At 71.1% G+C, this 16,480-nt stretch carries 20 protein-coding genes; 14 read left to right on the top strand and 6 right to left on the bottom strand.

Annotated elements, in window-relative coordinates; all coding sequences use genetic code 11:
* Positions 1-101 precede the first annotated feature (101 nt).
* Positions 102-953 carry a phosphatidylinositol-specific phospholipase C domain-containing protein gene (locus DEJ46_RS18375; protein WP_150267837.1) on the top strand — a complete coding sequence of 284 codons (852 nt, stop codon included), beginning with the start codon at positions 102-104 and terminating at the stop codon, positions 951-953.
* Here DEJ46_RS18375 and DEJ46_RS18370 read toward each other — a convergent pair.
* The 5 genes from DEJ46_RS18370 to DEJ46_RS18350 form a co-directional block, all read right to left on the bottom strand.
* On the bottom strand, positions 918-2,342 hold the full coding sequence (locus tag DEJ46_RS18370; RefSeq protein ID WP_223834756.1) for a sensor histidine kinase: 1,425 nt from the start codon (positions 2,340-2,342) through the stop codon (positions 918-920). The two genes, DEJ46_RS18375 and DEJ46_RS18370, sit on opposite strands and share 36 nt — an antisense overlap.
* Positions 2,339-3,064, bottom strand: coding sequence for a response regulator transcription factor (locus DEJ46_RS18365; protein WP_150267835.1), 726 nt, complete (start codon positions 3,062-3,064; stop codon positions 2,339-2,341). The genes DEJ46_RS18370 and DEJ46_RS18365 overlap by 4 nt, the downstream gene beginning before the upstream one ends.
* A gap of 32 nt (positions 3,065-3,096) precedes the next feature.
* The gene (locus DEJ46_RS18360) at positions 3,097-4,179 is read right to left on the bottom strand and encodes a S1C family serine protease (protein ID WP_150267833.1); all 1,083 of its coding nucleotides are present in this window, start codon (positions 4,177-4,179) and stop codon (positions 3,097-3,099) included.
* 108 nt (positions 4,180-4,287) lie between these two features.
* Positions 4,288-5,313 (bottom strand): LacI family DNA-binding transcriptional regulator, encoded by a 1,026-nt coding sequence (locus DEJ46_RS18355; RefSeq protein ID WP_150267831.1) that lies wholly within the window; start codon positions 5,311-5,313, stop codon positions 4,288-4,290.
* Positions 5,314-5,337: 24 nt separating this feature from the next.
* Positions 5,338-6,159, bottom strand: a complete 822-nt coding sequence (locus tag DEJ46_RS18350) for a winged-helix domain-containing protein (RefSeq protein WP_150267829.1) — start codon at positions 6,157-6,159, stop codon at positions 5,338-5,340.
* Positions 6,160-6,376: 217 nt separating this feature from the next.
* Here DEJ46_RS18350 and DEJ46_RS18345 point away from each other — a divergent pair, with 217 nt between their 5' ends.
* The 8 genes from DEJ46_RS18345 (at position 6,377) to DEJ46_RS18310 (ending at position 11,672) form a co-directional block, all read left to right on the top strand.
* A complete protein-coding gene (locus tag DEJ46_RS18345) occupies positions 6,377-7,201 on the top strand; it encodes an alpha/beta hydrolase (protein WP_150267827.1) in 825 nt (274 codons plus the stop codon).
* Between the two features lie 45 nt (positions 7,202-7,246).
* The gene (locus DEJ46_RS18340) at positions 7,247-7,501 is read left to right on the top strand and encodes a MoaD/ThiS family protein (protein ID WP_024756296.1); all 255 of its coding nucleotides are present in this window, start codon (positions 7,247-7,249) and stop codon (positions 7,499-7,501) included.
* Positions 7,502-7,511: 10 nt separating this feature from the next.
* Positions 7,512-8,693: a hypothetical protein gene (locus DEJ46_RS18335; RefSeq protein ID WP_150267825.1), complete on the top strand. Its 1,182-nt coding sequence runs from the start codon at positions 7,512-7,514 to the stop codon at positions 8,691-8,693.
* Between the two features lie 123 nt (positions 8,694-8,816).
* Positions 8,817-9,503 carry a DUF2993 domain-containing protein gene (locus DEJ46_RS18330; RefSeq protein WP_150267823.1) on the top strand — a complete coding sequence of 229 codons (687 nt, stop codon included), beginning with the start codon at positions 8,817-8,819 and terminating at the stop codon, positions 9,501-9,503.
* A 299-nt stretch (positions 9,504-9,802) separates the two neighbouring features.
* Complete coding sequence (locus DEJ46_RS40915) at positions 9,803-9,883, top strand: putative leader peptide (RefSeq protein ID WP_350497993.1); 81 nt, start codon at positions 9,803-9,805, stop codon at positions 9,881-9,883.
* Between the two features lie 165 nt (positions 9,884-10,048).
* A complete protein-coding gene (locus DEJ46_RS18320) occupies positions 10,049-10,888 on the top strand; it encodes a sulfurtransferase (RefSeq protein ID WP_150267822.1) in 840 nt (279 codons plus the stop codon).
* A 45-nt stretch (positions 10,889-10,933) separates the two neighbouring features.
* On the top strand, positions 10,934-11,224 hold the full coding sequence (locus tag DEJ46_RS18315) for a DUF1416 domain-containing protein (RefSeq protein ID WP_030693674.1): 291 nt from the start codon (positions 10,934-10,936) through the stop codon (positions 11,222-11,224).
* A gap of 187 nt (positions 11,225-11,411) precedes the next feature.
* Entirely contained in the window at positions 11,412-11,672 is a 261-nt protein-coding gene (locus DEJ46_RS18310; RefSeq protein ID WP_150267820.1) for a DUF3099 domain-containing protein, read from the top strand.
* Positions 11,673-11,699: 27 nt separating this feature from the next.
* Here the strand turns inward: DEJ46_RS18310 and DEJ46_RS18305 are convergent, their stop codons facing one another.
* A complete protein-coding gene (locus tag DEJ46_RS18305) occupies positions 11,700-12,062 on the bottom strand; it encodes a DsrE family protein (RefSeq protein ID WP_024756301.1) in 363 nt (120 codons plus the stop codon).
* Between the two features lie 191 nt (positions 12,063-12,253).
* Here DEJ46_RS18305 and DEJ46_RS18300 point away from each other — a divergent pair, with 191 nt between their 5' ends.
* From DEJ46_RS18300 to DEJ46_RS18275, 5 genes are all read left to right on the top strand, one after another.
* Positions 12,254-12,958 carry a hypothetical protein gene (locus DEJ46_RS18300; RefSeq protein WP_223834754.1) on the top strand — a complete coding sequence of 235 codons (705 nt, stop codon included), beginning with the start codon at positions 12,254-12,256 and terminating at the stop codon, positions 12,956-12,958.
* Positions 12,955-13,815: a hypothetical protein gene (locus DEJ46_RS18295; protein ID WP_223834752.1), complete on the top strand. Its 861-nt coding sequence runs from the start codon at positions 12,955-12,957 to the stop codon at positions 13,813-13,815. The genes DEJ46_RS18300 and DEJ46_RS18295 overlap by 4 nt, the downstream gene beginning before the upstream one ends.
* Positions 13,812-14,624 (top strand): hypothetical protein, encoded by an 813-nt coding sequence (locus DEJ46_RS18290; RefSeq protein ID WP_150267818.1) that lies wholly within the window; start codon positions 13,812-13,814, stop codon positions 14,622-14,624. The genes DEJ46_RS18295 and DEJ46_RS18290 overlap by 4 nt, the downstream gene beginning before the upstream one ends.
* A 239-nt stretch (positions 14,625-14,863) precedes the next feature.
* Positions 14,864-15,436 (top strand): FABP family protein, encoded by a 573-nt coding sequence (locus tag DEJ46_RS18280; protein ID WP_150267816.1) that lies wholly within the window; start codon positions 14,864-14,866, stop codon positions 15,434-15,436.
* 352 nt (positions 15,437-15,788) lie between these two features.
* Positions 15,789-16,448, top strand: coding sequence for a hypothetical protein (locus tag DEJ46_RS18275; protein ID WP_150267814.1), 660 nt, complete (start codon positions 15,789-15,791; stop codon positions 16,446-16,448).
* Positions 16,449-16,480 lie beyond the last annotated feature (32 nt).

Raw genomic sequence — 16,480 nt, 5'->3', positions numbered from 1 at the left:
AGCGAAGGGGGCGGCGGACCGTTCCGACGGGCCGCCGCCCCCTTTCGCGCGTTCCGGAGGCCCTCTGGTGAATTTGTCGTGGCCCTGTCATTATCCGGTCCATGGAGCGACGACGCTTTCTCGTGGGGGCCCTCGCCGCCGGGGCCGGAGTGATGCTCGGGGCGCCCGCCGCCTCCGCCGTGGACGTACGGGCCTGGATGGCGGCGCACGGCGACGGGACCGACCTGCGGCGGCTCACGATCCCCGGGACGCACGACTCGGGCGCCCGCTTCGGCGGCCCCTGGTCCGAGTGCCAGAACACCACCATCGCCCAGCAGCTGGACAGCGGGATCCGGTTCCTGGACATCCGGTGCCGGGTGACCGGCGGATCGTTCGCGATCCACCACGGCGCCTCGTACCAGAACATGATGTTCGGGGACGTCCTCGTCGCCTGCCGGAACTTCCTCGCCGCACACCCCTCCGAGACCGTCCTCATGCGGGTCAAGCAGGAGTACTCCTCGGACTCCGACGCCACCTTCCGCGCGATCTTCGACGACTACCTCGACAACCGCGGCTGGCGGTCGCTGTTCCGCATCGGCGACACCCTCCCCGCCCTCGGCGAGGCGCGCGGCAAGGTCGTCCTCATCGCCGACAACGGCGGCCTGCCCGGCCTCAAGTGGTGGGACGGCGGGGCCATCGCGATCCAGGACGACTGGAACGCCCTGCCGAACGCCAAGTACCCCAAGATCGAGGCCCACTTCCGCCAGGCCGTCGAACAGCCCGGCAAGCTGTACATCAACTTCGTCAGCACGTCCGCGTCCCTGCCGCCGCGCTGGAACTCCGACAACCTCAACCCCCGGGTGCACGGCTTCCTGGACGGCACGGCGAACACCTGGAAGGGCCTCGGCATCGTCCCCATGGACTACCCGAACACCCGCTCAGGCCTCGTCGCGTCCCTCATCCGCCACAACTGACGGCGGCGGCGTCGGCGCGCCCGGCAGCCGGAGCGTCGCCACCGTGCCGCCGCCCGGGGCCGGGCCGAGGGTCGCCGAGCCGCCCGCCTGGTGGACCGTGCGGGCGACGATCGAGAGCCCCAGGCCCGAGCCCGGCAGGCTGCGGGCCGACGGGGAGCGCCAGAAGCGGTCGAAGACGTGCGGGAGCTCGTCCGGCGGGATGCCCGGGCCGTGGTCCCGGACCGTCAGCTCGCCCCGCATCAGGGTCACCTCGACCGTGCCCCGGGGCGGCGAGAACTTCACCGCGTTGTCCAGGACGTTGACGAGGGCGCGCTCGATCGCCGCCGGCTCCGCCCGGACGTACCAGGGTGCGAGGTCCGTGACGAAGGTCAGCTCCGGGCCGCGCAGCCGGGCCCGGTCCAGGGCCGAGCGGAGGATGCCGTGCAGCGGTACGACCTCCAGCGGTCCCGGCCGTACCGTGTCCGGGCGGGCCAGCTCCTGGAGGTCCCCGATCAGCGCCGCCAGCTCCGTCATCTGCGCCTTCACCGAGGCCATCAGGGCCCGCCGGTCGTCCGCAGGGATCGCCCGGCCGGTCTCCTCGCTCCGCGCGAGCAGCTCGACGTTCGTCCGGAGCGACGTGAGGGGCGTACGGAGTTCGTGGCCGGCGTCCGCGATCAGCTGCGCCTGCCGGTCGCGGGAGGTCGCGAGCGCCGCCGTCATCGCGTTGAAGGAGCGCGACAGGCGGGCGATCTCGTCCTCGCCGTCCACCGGGATGCGGACGGTCAGGTCCTCGGTCGCGGCCACGTGCTCGACGGCGCCGGTCAGCCGGTTCACCGGTTCGAGGCCGGTCCGCGCCACCCACAGGCCCGCCGCGCCGGCGCCGACGACGCCGATCCCGGAGACCAGGAGCAGCACCCAGCGCAGGGTGGACATCGAGTTGTCGATCTCGGCGAGCGGGCGGGCGACGGAGACGGCGAGCCCGGGCGGCCCCGGCTGCGGGTAGGTGTAGACCCGCATCTCCCGGCCGTCGTCGTCCTTCACCGTGTGCAGCGCGTACGCCAGCCGGCCGCGCGCCACCGCGAGGTCGGCCGGGCCGGCCGGGATCGCGGCCTGGCCGGCGGTGCAGACGAAGCCGTTGGCGAGGATCACCTGCACCGTGTACGAGCCCCCGACCGGCGGTGGCGTCGTGCCCTCGCGGCAGAGGTCGAGCAGGCTGTCCACCGAGGCGGCGTCCAGCTTGCTGCTGCGCAGCGAGGAGTCCAGCTCCGCCTCCAGCTGGGCCCGCGTCACGAACCAGCAGGCCAGCGAGACCGCCGCCACCGCGACCGCCACCGCGAAGGCGGTGAGCAGGGCGAGCCGCGACCGCAGGGGCCGCGAACGGAACCACGCCAGGGGCCGGAAACGGGTCACTCGCCGCCTCCTCCACGCAGGACGTAGCCGACGCCCCGCACCGTGTGCACGAGGCGCGGCTCGCCGCCCGCCTCCGTCTTGCGCCGCAGGTACATCACGTACACGTCGAGCGAGTTCGAGCTCGGCTCGAAGTCGAAGCCCCACACGGCCTTGAGGATCTGCTCGCGGGTCAGCACCTGCCGCGGGTGCGCCAGGAACATCTCCAGGAGCGTGTACTCGGTGCGCGTCAGCTCCACCGTCCGCCCGCCGCGGGTCACCTCGCGCGTCGCCAGGTCCATCCGCAGGTCCTCGAAGGACAGCACGTCGTCGTCGGCCGGGGCCGCGGCGGCGGAGGCGTACGAGCTGCGCCGGAGCAGCGCCCGGATCCGGGCGAAGAGCTCGTCGAGCTCGAAGGGCTTCACGAGGTAGTCGTCCGCGCCCGCGTCGAGGCCGGTGACCCGGTCGCCGACGGTGTCGCGGGCGGTCAGCATGAGGATCGGCACGGTCGAGCCGGCGGCCCTGATCCGCCGGGCCGCGGTGAGCCCGTCCATCCGGGGCATCTGGACGTCGAGGACGACGAGGTCGGGGGCGTACGCCTCCATCCGCGCGAGCGCGTCGAGCCCGTCGACGGCGTCCTGGGTGTCGTACCCCTCGAAGGCGAGGCTGCGGCGGAGGGCCTCCCGCACGGCGGGCTCGTCCTCGACGATCAGGATGCGCTCGGCTTCGTTCTGCTGTCCCGTCATGGGCTCAGCCTCGCACGACGCCCGTTCGCCGGTCAGTTGTCGCCGCCCGCGCGCAGGCTGTCGAGGTCGGCCTTCACCGCGTCGATCGGAATGGCGAATCCGAGGCCGACACTTCCGGCCGTGGAACCGCTCGAAGAACTGGGCGAATGCATGGCCGAATTGATTCCGATGATCTCGCCCTTCATATTGATCAACGCGCCGCCGGAATTCCCCGGGTTGAGCGAGGCGTCGGTCTGGATCGCCTTGTACGTCGTCTTCGACGTGCCCGTGTCGCCGTTGAACTGCTGTCCGCCGAACTCGAACGGCCAGCCCTGCCGCGGGTCGTACCGCTGCCCCTGCTGCTGGTCCCGGCTGCCGCCGTCGTCGTCCTTGGCGACGGTCACGTCCCGGTCGAGCGCCGAGACGATGCCGCTCGTGACCGTGCCGGTGAGGCCCTCGGGGGAGCCGATCGCCACGACCTCCTCGCCGACCTTCACCTTCGACGAGTCGCCGAGCGTGGCGGCCTTGAGGCCGGAGGCGCCCTGGAGCTTGATCAGCGCGAGGTCCTTGTCGGGGTCCGTGCCGACGACCTCGGCCTCGTACGTCTTCCCGTCGCTGAGCTGGACGGAGATCGAGGAGGCGCCGGAGATCACGTGGTTGTTCGTGACGATCTCGCCGTCGGAGGTGATGATCACGCCCGAGCCGGTGGACTTGCCGGAGTTCGAGCTCGCGGAGATCTCGACGATGGAGGGGGAGACGGCCTGGGCGACGCCCGCGACCGTGCCCACGCTGCTCGCGGAGACGTTCGTGCCGTTCACGACCGAGGAGGCGGTGACGGGGCTGTCGGAGGTCAGCTGCTGGACGAGGGTCGCCGTGCCGCCGCCGACCGCCGCGGCCGCGATGGCCACGGCCGCGAGGAGTCCGACCCCGCGCTTGGCGCGCCGACGGGAGCCCGGAGCGGCGCCGGGCGCCGCGGCGGCGGCGACCGGGGGGCCGGCGGGCGGCGGCGGGACGTGCCCGCCGGACGGCCAGACCGTCGTCCCCGGCTCGGTGGTGATCGGCTGGGTCGGGGCGTACGGGGGCTGCGGCGGGTAGTACGGCTGCTGCTGTGGCTGCTGCTCCTGGAAGTCCGTCATGGCTATGACTCTCGGAGCCGTTCATGAGAGCCGTCTGAGGACCGGCTGAGAAGCCCGACAGAACCCTGTATGCCCCATATAAAGGGTCCGGGGGAGTAGGGGGTGGGGCTACTCTCCGCAGCCGCAGGAGCGGCGGACGACCAGGGTCGAGGGGAAGAGCTTGAGCCGCTCGCGGCGCGAGCCGGCGACGCGCAGGCCGTCGTCCAGGACCAGGTCCACCGCGGCCCTGGCCATCGCCGGGCGGTCCGAGGAGACCGTGGTCAGCGGCGGATCGGTGAGCGCCGCCTCCTTCACGTCGTCGAAGCCCGCGACCGCCAGCTCCGTGGGCACCTCGATGCGCAGCTCGCGCGCCGCCCGCAGGACACCGAAGGCCTGGTCGTCGGTGGAGCAGAAGATGGCCGGCGGCCTGTCCGGGCCGGAGAGCAGCTTCAGGGCCACCTGGTAGGCGTCGTAGCGGTTGTACGGGGCCTGGAACAGCCGGCCCTCGATCGACAGGCCCGCCTCCAGCATGGCCTGGCGCCAGCCCTCCTCGTGGTCGGCGACGGGGTCGCCGACGGCGGGAGTGTTCGGGACGCCGCCCAGGCAGGCCACGTACGGGTGGCCGTGCTCCAGGAGGTGCCGGACGGCGAGCTTGGCGCCGTCGATGTCATCGGTCACGACGGCCACGTCGTCGATCGCCTCGGGCCGCTCGTGGAGCAGCACCACGCGCGCGTCCCAGGCCTCGATCTCGCTCGCGGCCTGCTCGCTCATGCCCTGGCTGACCAGGATCAGTCCGGAGACCCGCATCCCGAGGAAGGCGCGCAGGTAGTGGATCTCGCGTTCGGTGCGGTAGTCGGAGTTGCCGACGAGGACCATCTTCCCGCGCTCGGCGGCGGCCTGCTCGACCGCGTGCGCCAGCTCCGCGAAGAACGGCTGCCGGGCGTCCGGGACGATCATGCCTATGAGGTCCGTGCGCCGGGACGCCATCGCCTGGGCCACCCGGTCGGGGCGGTAGCCCAGCTCCTTGATGGCGGCGAGGACACGCTCGCGCGTGGCCGGGGCGACCGGCCGGGGTCCGTTGTTGATCACGTAGCTCACGACCGCGGTCGAAGTACCTGCCAGTCGAGCTACGTCATCCCGCGTCACCTTGGCCACGCGCGGCAGTCTACGCGGGGTGACCTACCTACCGGCAGGTCGCACTGTGGCGTCCGCCACGTTCCTGTCCTCCGCCGGAGTGACGTCCCGGTCGGCCTCCTTGACACGGGCGGAACGGGCGGCCTCCGCCGACCGGGTGTCCTTCGCCCGGGCGTCCTCGGCCGCGCGCTCGACCTTCTCCGGGGTGACGAAGCGGTAGCCGACGTTCCGCACGGTGCCGATCAGCGACTCGTGCTCGGGGCCGAGCTTCGCGCGCAGCCGACGCACATGGACGTCGACCGTTCGGGTACCGCCGAAATAGTCGTACCCCCACACCTCCTGGAGGAGCTGGGCACGCGTGAAGACCCGGCCCGGGTGCTGGGCCAGGTACTTGAGCAGCTCGAACTCCTTGAAGGTCAGGTCCAGGACCCGGCCCTTGAGCTTCGCGCTGTACGTCGCCTCGTCGACCGACAGGTCGCCGTTGCGGATCTCCATCGGGGAGTCGTCGGACACGATCTGCTGGCGGCCCATGGCGAGCCGCAGCCGCGCCTCGACCTCCGCGGGGCCCGCGGTGTCCAGGAGGACGTCGTCGATGCCCCAGTCGGCGGTGACGGCCGCGAGGCCGCCCTCCGTGACGACGAGGATCAGCGGACAGCCGGGCCCCGTGGAGCGGAGCAGCTGGCAGAGCGAGCGGACCTGGGGGAGGTCGCGCCGGCCGTCGACGAGGATCACGTCCGCGCCGGGGGTGTCCACGAGGGCCGGGCCCTCTGCCGGGGCCACCCGGACGTTGTGCAGCAGCAGGCCGAGTGCCGGAAGCACCTCGGTCGACGGCTGGAGGGCGTTGGTCAGGAGCAGCAGAGAGCTCATACCGCGCCACCTGCCATCGGTCGGACGTGCTGCGTTCGCTCGCTCATAACGTCGGTTCCTCCTCGGTCCCTGCGAGGACGTGCACTGCTTCGTACAGATCACTGACGGCTCTCGCGCCCTGAGAGCTTTTGTTCACCTATCCGTAACAACGGTCGGAAAACGCAAAAGGACCCGGGGGCTGCATCGCCCGGATCCTCTGCCCAGCAGAATAGCCCACATGAGTTCAGAGGGAGAGAGTCGATTTCACATGGTGGATGTCTCGTCGCTCACTTCCGTCCATCCCGCTGATCCGCGGCGTGTGATGTTGCGTACGGATGACGGTGTCCGTATCGAGGCGGTTTACGAACCCTCCGCTGCAAGTGTCACCGATACGGCGGTGGTCGTCGCGCACGGTTTCACCGGATCGGCCGACCGGCCCGCCGTCCGCCGCGCCGCCCGCGCCTTCGCGGAGCGCGGCGCGGCCGTCGTGACCTTCTCCTTCCGCGGGCACGGCGGCTCCGGCGGCCGCTCCACGGTCGGCGACCGGGAGGTCCTCGACCTGTCCGCCGCCGTCCGCTGGGCCCGCGAGCTCGGCCACGCGCGCGTGGTGACCGTCGGCTTCTCCATGGGCGGGTCCGTCGTCCTGCGCCACGCGGCCCTGGAGCGGGGCGCGGAGGGCCGCGTGGACGCGGTGGCCGCCGTCTCCGCCCCCGCACGCTGGTACTACCGGGGTACGGCCCCGATGCGCCGCCTCCATTGGGTGGTCACCCGACCCGCGGGGCGGCTGGTCGGCCGATACGGGCTCCGCACCCGGATCGACCGGCGGGCCTGGGACCCCGTGCCCCTCTCACCCGTCGAGGCGGTCCCGCTGATCGCGCCGGTGCCGCTGCTGATCGTGCACGGCGACCGGGACGCGTACTTCCCCCTCGACCACCCGCGCACCCTTGCCGCCGCCGGGGGCGACGCCGCGGAGCTGTGGCTGGAACGCGGGATGGGCCACGCCGAGAACGCGGCGGACGAGGAGCTGCTCGCCCGGCTGGGGGACTGGCTCACGCGCCGATAGCCCATCATGGGGGGCGGCGCGCACACGAACGAAGGGAGCGCCGCTATGGCAGCGGGAACCATCCGCTACTGGGCCGCGGCCAAGGCCGCCGCCGGTGTCGCCGAGGAGCCGTACACCGCCGAGACCCTGGCGGAGGCCCTGGACGCGGCCCGCGAGAAGCACCCCGGCGAGCTCGTCCGGGTCCTCCAGCGGTGCTCGTTCCTGATCGACGGCGACCCCGTCGGCACCCGGAGCCATGAGACCGTACGGCTTGCCGAGGGCGGCACGGTCGAGGTGCTCCCCCCGTTCGCAGGAGGGTGAACCCCAGAGCATGAGCAACGACCCGCAGTACGACCCGTACGCGAACGGGCAGCAGAGCCACGGGCAGCAGGCCCACGGGCAGCAGGCCCACGACGTCACCCAGACGTGGGAGGGCCAGACCTGGGACACGCAGTTCCAGCCCACGGTCCGGCCCATGGCGCAGCCTGCGGCCCAGCAGCAGCCCGTGGCGTACGAGACGCCGTACCAGGATCCGTACGCGCAGCCCGCGTACGGGCCGGCCTACGACAGCACGGCGTATCTGCCGCCGCAGGGTGTGACGTACGAGCAGCAGCACGTGCAGCAGTACGCGGCGGCCCCTGCGGCCCCCGTGGCGTACGACACGCCCGCGCCGGAGCCCGTGGCCCCCGCGCCCGCTCCTGAGACCGAGGCGGCCGCGCCCGGCTGGTCGTCGCCCACCACCTCCGGGAACACCCGGATCACCGACGCCCAGCGCGCGCGTGCCGAGGGCCGCTCGCCCGTGATCGAGCCCGGGTTCCAGCCGGCGGTCCTGACCGCCGTCCTCGGCCTCCTGCTCGCCGGTGGCGCCGCCCTCGGTCCGTACGGGCTGCTCGTCCCGCTCGTCCTGCTCCAGGGCCTCACCGCCGCAGGCTGGTTCCGGCTCAACGGCATGTGGCCGGCCCGGCAGGGCATCGCCCTCGCCTTCGCCGGCGGTCTCGTCGCCGACGCCGCCCTGCTCGCCACCGGCCGGGAGCACGCGGCCGCCGCGATCCTGGGCACGCTCGGCGCCTGGGTCCTGCTCTGTCTCGTCCTCCAGCTCCGCAGCCACGCCGACCCGGACGAGCGCATGTACGGCCTGATGGCCACCATCGCCTCGGCCGCGCTCACGGTCGTCGCCGCCGGGCACCTCGGCGCCGACCCGGACACGGTCGTCGTCGGCGGGATCGCGGTCGCCGCGACCGTCGTCGCCCGGGCGCTCCCGCTGCCCGGCCCGGTCTCCCTGGTCGTCGCGCTCCTCGCGGGCGCGGGCGCCGGGATCGCGGCCGGCGGCCTGAACGACCTGGGCGCCTCCGGGGCGCTGGTCGGCCTCGCGGCCGGGGTCTGCGCGCTGGTCGGCCTGCGGGTCGCGAGCTACGACTACCCGTCGCGCTTCGTCCACATGACCGCGGGCATCGCGCTGCCGCTGACGGCCGCCGCGCCCGCCGTCTACCTGCTGGGCCGCGCGCTGGGCTGAGCCGGCGCGGCAGCGGCCAGGGAACCAACCGGCCCCCCGACACGTCGATCTTCGTGTCGGGGGGCCGAACACTTATCCAGACGTTCCAGACGCGTAACTGTCTATCGGGGAGACGCACAACCCATGCGAGCACTGCGGATTCTGTTGATCGTGGCCGTCGTGCTGGGCGGGGTGCTCGTCGGGATCGACCGGCTCGCCGTGGCGTACGCCGAGTCGGAGGCGGCGAGCCGGGTGAAGCTCTCGGGCGCGTCCAGCGATTCGTTCGAGGTCGACATCAAGGGCTTCCCGTTCCTCACGCAGGTCGCGGACAAGCGGTTCGGCGAGGTCGACGTGGTGGCGAAGGGCGTCAAGGCGACGGCGGGCAGCCGGCAGATCAGGATCGCCGAGCTGACGGCCGCGCTCCGGGACGTGACCGTCACCGGCGACTGGGCGGGCGCGCGGGCGGGCTCGGCCTCCGGCACGGCCCTCATCTCGTACGCGGACCTCACGGCCGCCTCCGACCGCGAGGCGAAGGTCGAGTACGGGGGCGACGGCAAGCTGAAGGTCACGGGCGGGGTCGAGATCATGGGCCGCACGCTGACCCGCTCCGTCCTGTCCACCGTGACCATCGTGAACGGCGACACGATCAAGGTCCGCGCGGACGAGGTGCCGGGCGAGGGCATCCCGGGCGTGGAGGAACTGGTCCGGAAGCGGACCGACTTCGAGCGGCCGATCGGTCTGATCGCCGGGATGAAGGTGGAGAAGGCCGAGGCGACGCCGGAGGGCCTCGCGGTCGCGGTCTCGGGCAAGGACATCGCCCTGGCGGGCTGAGGCCCCCGGAGAGCGCCGCCGGACCTCTCGGCGGCCCGGGCGGCCACCTCGCCGCGCCCGGGGCGACCACCTCGCCGGCCCTGGGCGCCCCCTCACCGGCCCCCGGCGCTCCGAAAACCGCACCGTGATCACATGCTGAGACACCCCCGTCCGATCCGCAGAAACTCCACCGGACACCGCTGTACGGGGGCGTCCGGGGCCGACGCGTGGGGTGATCGCGTCTCGCATCTCGGACGATCGCGTCTCAAAATACGACACACCGGTGACACGGCCGCCTGTCCGTCCCTACGATCGAGGGCATGAAGCGACAGGCGGATCTCACGAAGCGGCGGGCAGTAGACCTGTGCCGCGTCGCCGCCATGCTCTGTCGTTCAGTCTGAGCGGGAGCACCGACTCCCGTATTCCCTCAGGCCCTTCGACCGCGGTCGGGGCCACCCTGTGCAGCCGTACGTACGTCCGTCGTACGCCACGCGACGACGCGTACCGCATCACAAACCCGCACCAACCGCACCACACCGCCGCACACTGCCCCGGAGGAGAACAGCATGGCTCGCAGCGACGTCCTGGTCGACGCGGACTGGGTCGAGGCCAACCTCGACAACCCGCAGGTCGCCATTGTCGAGGTCGACGAGGACACCTCGGCCTACGAGAAGAACCACATCCGCAACGCCATCCGGATCGACTGGACCCAGGACCTTCAGGACCCGGTCCGCCGTGACTTCATCGACCAGGAGGGCTTCGAGAAGCTCCTCTCGGCCAAGGGCATCGGGAACGACACCACGGTCGTCCTCTACGGCGGCAACAACAACTGGTTCGCCTCCTACGCCTACTGGTACTTCAAGCTCTACGGCCACCAGGACGTGAAGCTCCTCGACGGCGGCCGCAAGAAGTGGGAGCTCGACTCCCGCGACCTCGTCGCCGAGGTCCCGTCCCGCCCGGCCACCGAGTACAAGGCCAAGGCCCAGGACTCCTCGATCCGCGCCTTCCGCGACGACGTCGTGGCCGCGATCGGCGCCCAGAACCTGGTCGACGTCCGCTCGCCCGACGAGTTCTCCGGCAAGCTGCTCGCCCCGGCGCACCTCCCGCAGGAGCAGTCGCAGCGCCCCGGCCACGTGCCGAGCGCCCGCAACATCCCGTGGTCGAAGAACGCCAACGACGACGGCACCTTCAAGTCGGACGCCGAGCTCAAGGCCCTCTACGAGGACGAGCAGGTCGATCTGGCGAAGGACACCATCGCGTACTGCCGCATCGGCGAGCGCTCCGCGCTCACGTGGTTCGTCCTGCACGAGCTGCTCGAGGTCACGAACGTCAAGAACTACGACGGTTCGTGGACCGAGTACGGCTCCCTCGTGGGCGTGCCGATCGAGCTCGGCGCCAACAAGTAGTACCGGTCGCGCGACCCCCGATTCCTCTAGGACAGGACAGAGAACATGTGTGGAGCTCAGGTCGGCGGCCCCGACGTCAGCACGCTCAAGCCCGGTGAGACGGCCATCCAGGGCCAGGTGACCAAGGACGGCGAGCCCGTCACCGGTTACGTGCGCCTCCTCGACGGCTCCGGCGAGTTCACCGCCGAGGTCCCGACCTCGGCCACCGGCCAGTTCCGCTTCTACGCGGCGACCGGCGAGTGGACCCTGCGCGCCCTGGTTCCGGGCGCCCAGGCCGACCGCAAGGTCGTCGTCACCGAGGCCGGCAGTCTGACGGACGTGGCCATCGCGGTCTGATCCGCGAACGCGGTGACACACCGCACTCGAACGGCCGGAGGGCCGTGCCTCCTGGGGGGTTGGACGCCATCACCAGGACTTGAGGCACGGCCCTCCGGTCACTTCTCTTTGACGCGCAGGGTTCGGGCCGCCGCGGCGGCCTCCGGCTGCCGGTGACGGGGGCCCTGCCCGGACGTACGCTGAAGATGTGTACGCACGCCGTCGCCACGTCTACTTCTGGATGATGGGCGCCTGCCTGGTGCTTTTCGTGGGCGCCTGGGCCGTCGTGCGGCTCTTCTCGATGCCGGTGGCGATCGGGATGTGCGTCGTCGCCATGGTCATCCCCCCGGTCGCCGCGATGATGGCGAACCGCCGGGGCCCGGAGGACCGCTGGTGGGACGACCCCTCCGGGGACCCGAAGTCGGACGAGTGGTGGGACGAACTCGACGGCAAGAAGCACAGGTCCTAGAGGATCCTGCGCATCCTCGGTTCGTCGTCAGTAGACGAGCGCCTGCGTCTCGTCGGCCATGGCCTCCTGGACGAAGACCTGCGCGCCCGCGATGCGGATGCCGTCCAGGACGTCCTTCTCCGTGATCTCGCGACGGGTCGCGCACTGCGTGCACAGCGTCACCCGGCCGGCCGCCAGGACCGAGTCGATCAGGTCCGGCAGGGGCGCGGCGTGCGGCAGCTCGAACTCGGCGGCGCGGCCCGGGAGGGCGAACCACGAGGACTCGCCGGTCAGCCACAGCGACACCTCGACGCCACTGGCGACGGCGACGGCGGCCACTGTGAAGGCCTGGGAGCAGCGTTCGGGGGCGTCGGCCCCTGCGGTCACCTTGATCACGAGCTTCTTCGCCATATGCCGAACTGTAATGCGCGGCGCTGCAACCTCCGGTGTCCCTCACGTGTCAGCTGGGTGCGCGGGTGATCGGAATCCGTGGTTCAGGTCTCGTGGGGGGACTTTTGAGTATCGAGGAAAGCGTCCAAAATCCGGACGAGGCGCGGGATACGGCTCCGGACACACCGCCGGTCGTACGGCCGCGGCGCCGCGTGCTCCGAACGGTCGGGCTGATCGCCGTCGCCGCAGTCATCGGCCTCGTCGGCGGCACCGCCACCGGCTACGGCATCCAGGCCGAGCGCGAACCGACCCCGCTGCCCCCGCTCAACCAGTTGGGCGGTCTCGCCTACCCGAAGCCGCTCACGAAGGGGCAGGAGCCCGAACCGCTCTCCGCCGTCGAGGACCGGCAGGTGAAGGCGAACGGTGATCTGCGGAGGCTGCTCCTGCCGCGCCCGGAGGGGGCGCGGGCCGACGGTGTGGACGGGTGGCTGTCGCTGTCGGAGTACGTCGGCAGGTACAACCGCCCCGCCGGGGCGCTGGAGGACCAGCTCGGCCTGAGCGTCCGCCGGGTCGCGTCCCGTTCGTGGCTGTCAGGTGAGCACCGGAGCGTCACGATCTACCTCGTTCAGTTCCGCCCCGGTTCGATGATCGGTGCCCGGGGGTTCGTCAAGAACCAGCAGAGCATCGTGAGCGGCGAGGAGCGGGCCGACAGCATCGGGACGGCGCTGGAGGGCTCCGGCAACGGCCGTACCTTCGTCTACCCGGTGCAGCGCAAGGCGGGGTACCTCGACATGTATGAGGCCCGGGCGTACGTCCAGCGCGGAGACATCGCGATCGAGATCCTCATGTCCGACACACGGAAGATCGCCGAGAAGGACATCGTTTCTCTGGCCGAGCGGCAGCTGGAGCGCCTGTGACCGAGAAGACCGAGAAGGCCGAGAAGACCGAGAAGGCCGAGAAGAGCGGGAAGACCGGGAAGACCGGGAAGACCGGGAAGACCGGGAAGACCGTGAGCCGGAAGCGCCGGGTCCTGACGAACATCACGACCGCCGTGCTCGTGCTCGGGGCTGTCGGGGGCGGGGTCGCGTACACCGCCGTCACCGCCGAAGGCGCCGACCGGACGGCCCCCACCGTGGGGTGGGAGGAGCCCACCGCGACCCCGACCTCCGCGGATCCCGCCACCGGTTTCGCGAAGGGGCGGGCCTCCACCCCGCTGAGCAGGCTTCTCCTGCCCGCGCCGGACGGCTATGTGCTCGGTGCGGACATCAAGGGGTACGGCAACGACGACGAGCTGGCCGCCAAGGAGGCAGTGGCCCTCTTCAAGCAGACGAACAAGGGCCTCTACGGCAAGAAGCGCCGCGCCTACGAGAAGGAGATCGACAAGCTCGGGATCCAGGGCATGGCGATGCGCTCGTACGCCTCGGTGGACAGCACCCGCCAGGTGGAAGTGCTCGTCCTGCGGATGAAGGACAAGAAGGCGGTCCGCCGGTTCTCCGACGTCCGGAAGGACTTGTTCGAGTTCCTGGAGCTGCCCGAGGGGCCGAAGGTCAAGGGCCACGAGAAGAACGCCGCCTGCTTCCTGGTGCCCGAACCGCAAGGGGGCGACGAGGAGGAGCGGGAGGCCCGGCTGCAGTCCATGATCTGCCAGGCGTACGACGGTGAGGTGATGGTCACCGTCACGGCGTTCGGTGGCCGGCCGTTCGGCCGGCAGGCCGTGGCGGAGCTGGTGAGGAAGCAGCTCGATCACATCGAGTCCCCGGGGGAGTACGTATGACCGAGCAGCTGACCGAAGAGGCCCCCCAGGTCCTGGTGCCGGAGGCTCCCGCCCCCGGCCGGACCCGCCGTGTCCTGTGGGCCGTCGCCCGCTGGACGGCCGCCGTCGCCGTGTGCGGCGGCGTGGGCGCCGGTACCGCCATGGGGATCACCGCGCTCGACCGGACCGACGTCCCCGGTCTGGCCACCGAGAGCGACGGTCGCTGGGAGTACCCGCAGCTCCGGCTGCCCGCCCTGCCGGCGGACCGGCCCCGGCCCTTCACCGAGGGCAACGACGCCGAGATCCATCACACCGACGCGCGGAAGCTGCTGCTGCCCGCACCGGCGGGCGCCGCCGTCGACCCGGAGATGAACGGCGGCTGGGTGTCCGAGGAGGCCTACCTGGCGGGCTACGGGAAGGAGTACCGCACGCAGGTGCGGCAGGTGCTCGACGACACGGCCCTGCGCCACATCGCGGGCCGGGCCTGGACGATGCCGGACGGCACGAGGACCAGCGTCCTCCTGCTGAAGTTCTCCTCCGTCGCCCACGCGGACGAGCTGTACAGGACCCTCTCGGACGACGGGGTCGAGGTGCTGCCCGCCGGGGTCGCCGAGCTGGAGATCCTCGATCGTGTGGCGGGTGACGTCCGGGTGCCGAACCTGTCCGCGTACGCCTACGGGGAGACGAAGCCCTTCGGCTCCGAGCAGACCCGCTGGGCCTACATCACGGCCGGCGACACCCTCGCCGTGGTCACGCAGACCCGGAAGGGCGGGGCGCTCGCCGTGCCCTTCCAGCAGACCGTCGTCCTCCAGGCGCAGCTGCTCGGCTGAGCCGGTCGTGACACCGCGTCGCTAGACCCACCTCACAGAGTGGGCCGGGCCCCCGCCCACTAAGCTGGGGTCCGGCCCGTTACGCCTTCACCGCTCAGCCGAGGAGCACCCCGTGATCATTTTCTTCGAAACTCTGCTGGTGCTCGTCGCTGTCGGCGTGCTCGCCTTCACCGGTCTCGCCGTGAAGAAGCTGTACCAGGGCCAGCGCTAACCACTTCTAGAGAACGCCAGAGCTGCTCATGATCGAGATCCCGTCCGACCTCAACCCGGACCTCGTCCCCCTCGCGTTCCTGCTCGGTACGTGGGAGGGCGCGGGCGTCTCCGACTTCCCCGGCGCCGAGAAGTGCAACTTCGGCCAGTCCGTGACGTTCAGCCACGACGGCCGGGACTTCATCGAGTACCACTCGCACTCCTGGGTCCTCGACAGCGACGGCAACAAGGTCCGTCCGCTGGAGAGCGAGAGCGGCTACTGGCGCATCGACAAGAACCGCCAGGTCGAGGTCGTCATGGTCCGTGACCAGGGCATCGTCGAGATCTGGTACGGCGAGCTCGCCGACCAGAAGCCGCAGATCGACCTCGCGACGGACGCCGTCGCCCGGACCGAGGCCGCCAGCCCGTACAGCGGTGGCAAGCGGCTCTACGGCTACGTCAAGAGCGACCTCATGTGGGTCGGGGAGAAGGCGACCCCCGAGGTCCCGCTCCGCCCCTACATGTCGGCACACCTGAAGAAGGTCGTGACGCCCGAGGAGGTCGCGGAGATGGCCCGCAACCTCGGCGACCTGCCGGACGACGGCATCGCCTTCTTCCGCTAGACCTGCGATCGCCCTCAGGGCGATCCGACGCGTTCCCCCGTCCGGGCCCACCGACTGATCGGTGGGCCCGGAGTGTTAACCCCTCCCACCCTCAAGGCTTAACAGAATCCAGATGACTGCCATCTACTTGTGATCGCGGTCGATGTGGGCTACCTTCATGGAAGTGGGAGCTTCGGTAACGGAAAACCCCCGGCCGCATGAGGCGTGGCCGGGGGTTTCACATTCCGTGCTCCAGGTGGCATGCCGAAGCAGAGGCGATCCAGAAGCTTTCCCGGGAAGTGTAACGCCCGGCGGCGTCGAAGGCCACAGGCTGCTTCAGCGGCGCATCGCATCGCATCGGCAAGGGGGAAATGTGAACGACGAGCTGCCCGCATGGATGTCAGAGGTCCTCTCGGAGGCCCGGCTCCGTGCGTACGTGGACTTCATGCGGGGGGACGGTCCGGGGGCCGTCCGTCTGTACCGGTGGAACGTGGAGGCGTCCGCCGCACTGTTCGGCCCGTTCCACTGGCTCGAGGTCGCCCTCCGCAACTCCGTCCACAACCGGCTGTCGGAGCACCACGCCCGTCCGGACTGGTGGGCGGTCGCGCCGCTCGACGGAGGAGGCGTACGGAAGGTCGCCGAGGCCCGCAGGAACTGCCTGGGCCGAGGCAAGGCCGGTACGCCCGACGACATCGTCGCCGAGCTCTCCTTCGGCTTCTGGGGGAAGCTGCTGACGCGCTCGAACGACAGGGGCTTCTGGGTCCCGGTGGTGCACAAGGCGTTCCCTGGATACCAGGGGAGCCGGAGGGTCCTCGCCGACCAGGTCCTTTCGCTGGTGCTGCTGCGGAACCGCATCATGCACCACGAGCCGATCCATCACCGGGACCTCCGTGAGGACCATGCCAAGCTGTACCGAGTCATGGGGTACGTGAACCAGGACCTCGCAAAGGACGTCCGGGCGATGGACCGGTTCCCGGCGATCCTCGCGGACAAGCCCCGGGCGCTGCGCGACGACCGGCAGCCCCGGTTCTGAGAAGGTGACTCCTGTGCGTCCACCCGCCGAAG

This window comes from Streptomyces venezuelae (genome assembly GCF_008642375.1).
GTDB lineage: Bacteria > Actinomycetota > Actinomycetes > Streptomycetales > Streptomycetaceae > Streptomyces > Streptomyces venezuelae_G.
This window is presented reverse-complemented; position numbering and strand designations above follow the sequence as displayed.

Excerpts from the sequence above, each read along its gene's own strand:
- DEJ46_RS18375 (WP_150267837.1), top strand. The coding sequence starts at position 102 with ATGGAGCGACGACGCTTTCTCGTGGGGGCCCTCGCCGCCGGGGCCGGA.
- DEJ46_RS18365 (WP_150267835.1), bottom strand. The coding sequence starts at position 3,064 with ATGACGGGACAGCAGAACGAAGCCGAGCGCATCCTGATCGTCGAGGAC.
- DEJ46_RS18360 (WP_150267833.1), bottom strand. The coding sequence starts at position 4,179 with ATGACGGACTTCCAGGAGCAGCAGCCACAGCAGCAGCCGTACTACCCG.
- DEJ46_RS18350 (WP_150267829.1), bottom strand. The coding sequence starts at position 6,159 with ATGAGCTCTCTGCTGCTCCTGACCAACGCCCTCCAGCCGTCGACCGAG.
- DEJ46_RS18345 (WP_150267827.1), top strand. The coding sequence starts at position 6,377 with ATGAGTTCAGAGGGAGAGAGTCGATTTCACATGGTGGATGTCTCGTCG.
- DEJ46_RS18340 (WP_024756296.1), top strand. The coding sequence starts at position 7,247 with ATGGCAGCGGGAACCATCCGCTACTGGGCCGCGGCCAAGGCCGCCGCC.
- DEJ46_RS18335 (WP_150267825.1), top strand. The coding sequence starts at position 7,512 with ATGAGCAACGACCCGCAGTACGACCCGTACGCGAACGGGCAGCAGAGC.
- DEJ46_RS18330 (WP_150267823.1), top strand. The coding sequence starts at position 8,817 with ATGCGAGCACTGCGGATTCTGTTGATCGTGGCCGTCGTGCTGGGCGGG.
- DEJ46_RS40915 (WP_350497993.1), top strand. The coding sequence starts at position 9,803 with ATGAAGCGACAGGCGGATCTCACGAAGCGGCGGGCAGTAGACCTGTGC.
- DEJ46_RS18320 (WP_150267822.1), top strand. The coding sequence starts at position 10,049 with ATGGCTCGCAGCGACGTCCTGGTCGACGCGGACTGGGTCGAGGCCAAC.
- DEJ46_RS18315 (WP_030693674.1), top strand. The coding sequence starts at position 10,934 with ATGTGTGGAGCTCAGGTCGGCGGCCCCGACGTCAGCACGCTCAAGCCC.
- DEJ46_RS18305 (WP_024756301.1), bottom strand. The coding sequence starts at position 12,062 with ATGGCGAAGAAGCTCGTGATCAAGGTGACCGCAGGGGCCGACGCCCCC.
- DEJ46_RS18290 (WP_150267818.1), top strand. The coding sequence starts at position 13,812 with ATGACCGAGCAGCTGACCGAAGAGGCCCCCCAGGTCCTGGTGCCGGAG.
- DEJ46_RS18280 (WP_150267816.1), top strand. The coding sequence starts at position 14,864 with ATGATCGAGATCCCGTCCGACCTCAACCCGGACCTCGTCCCCCTCGCG.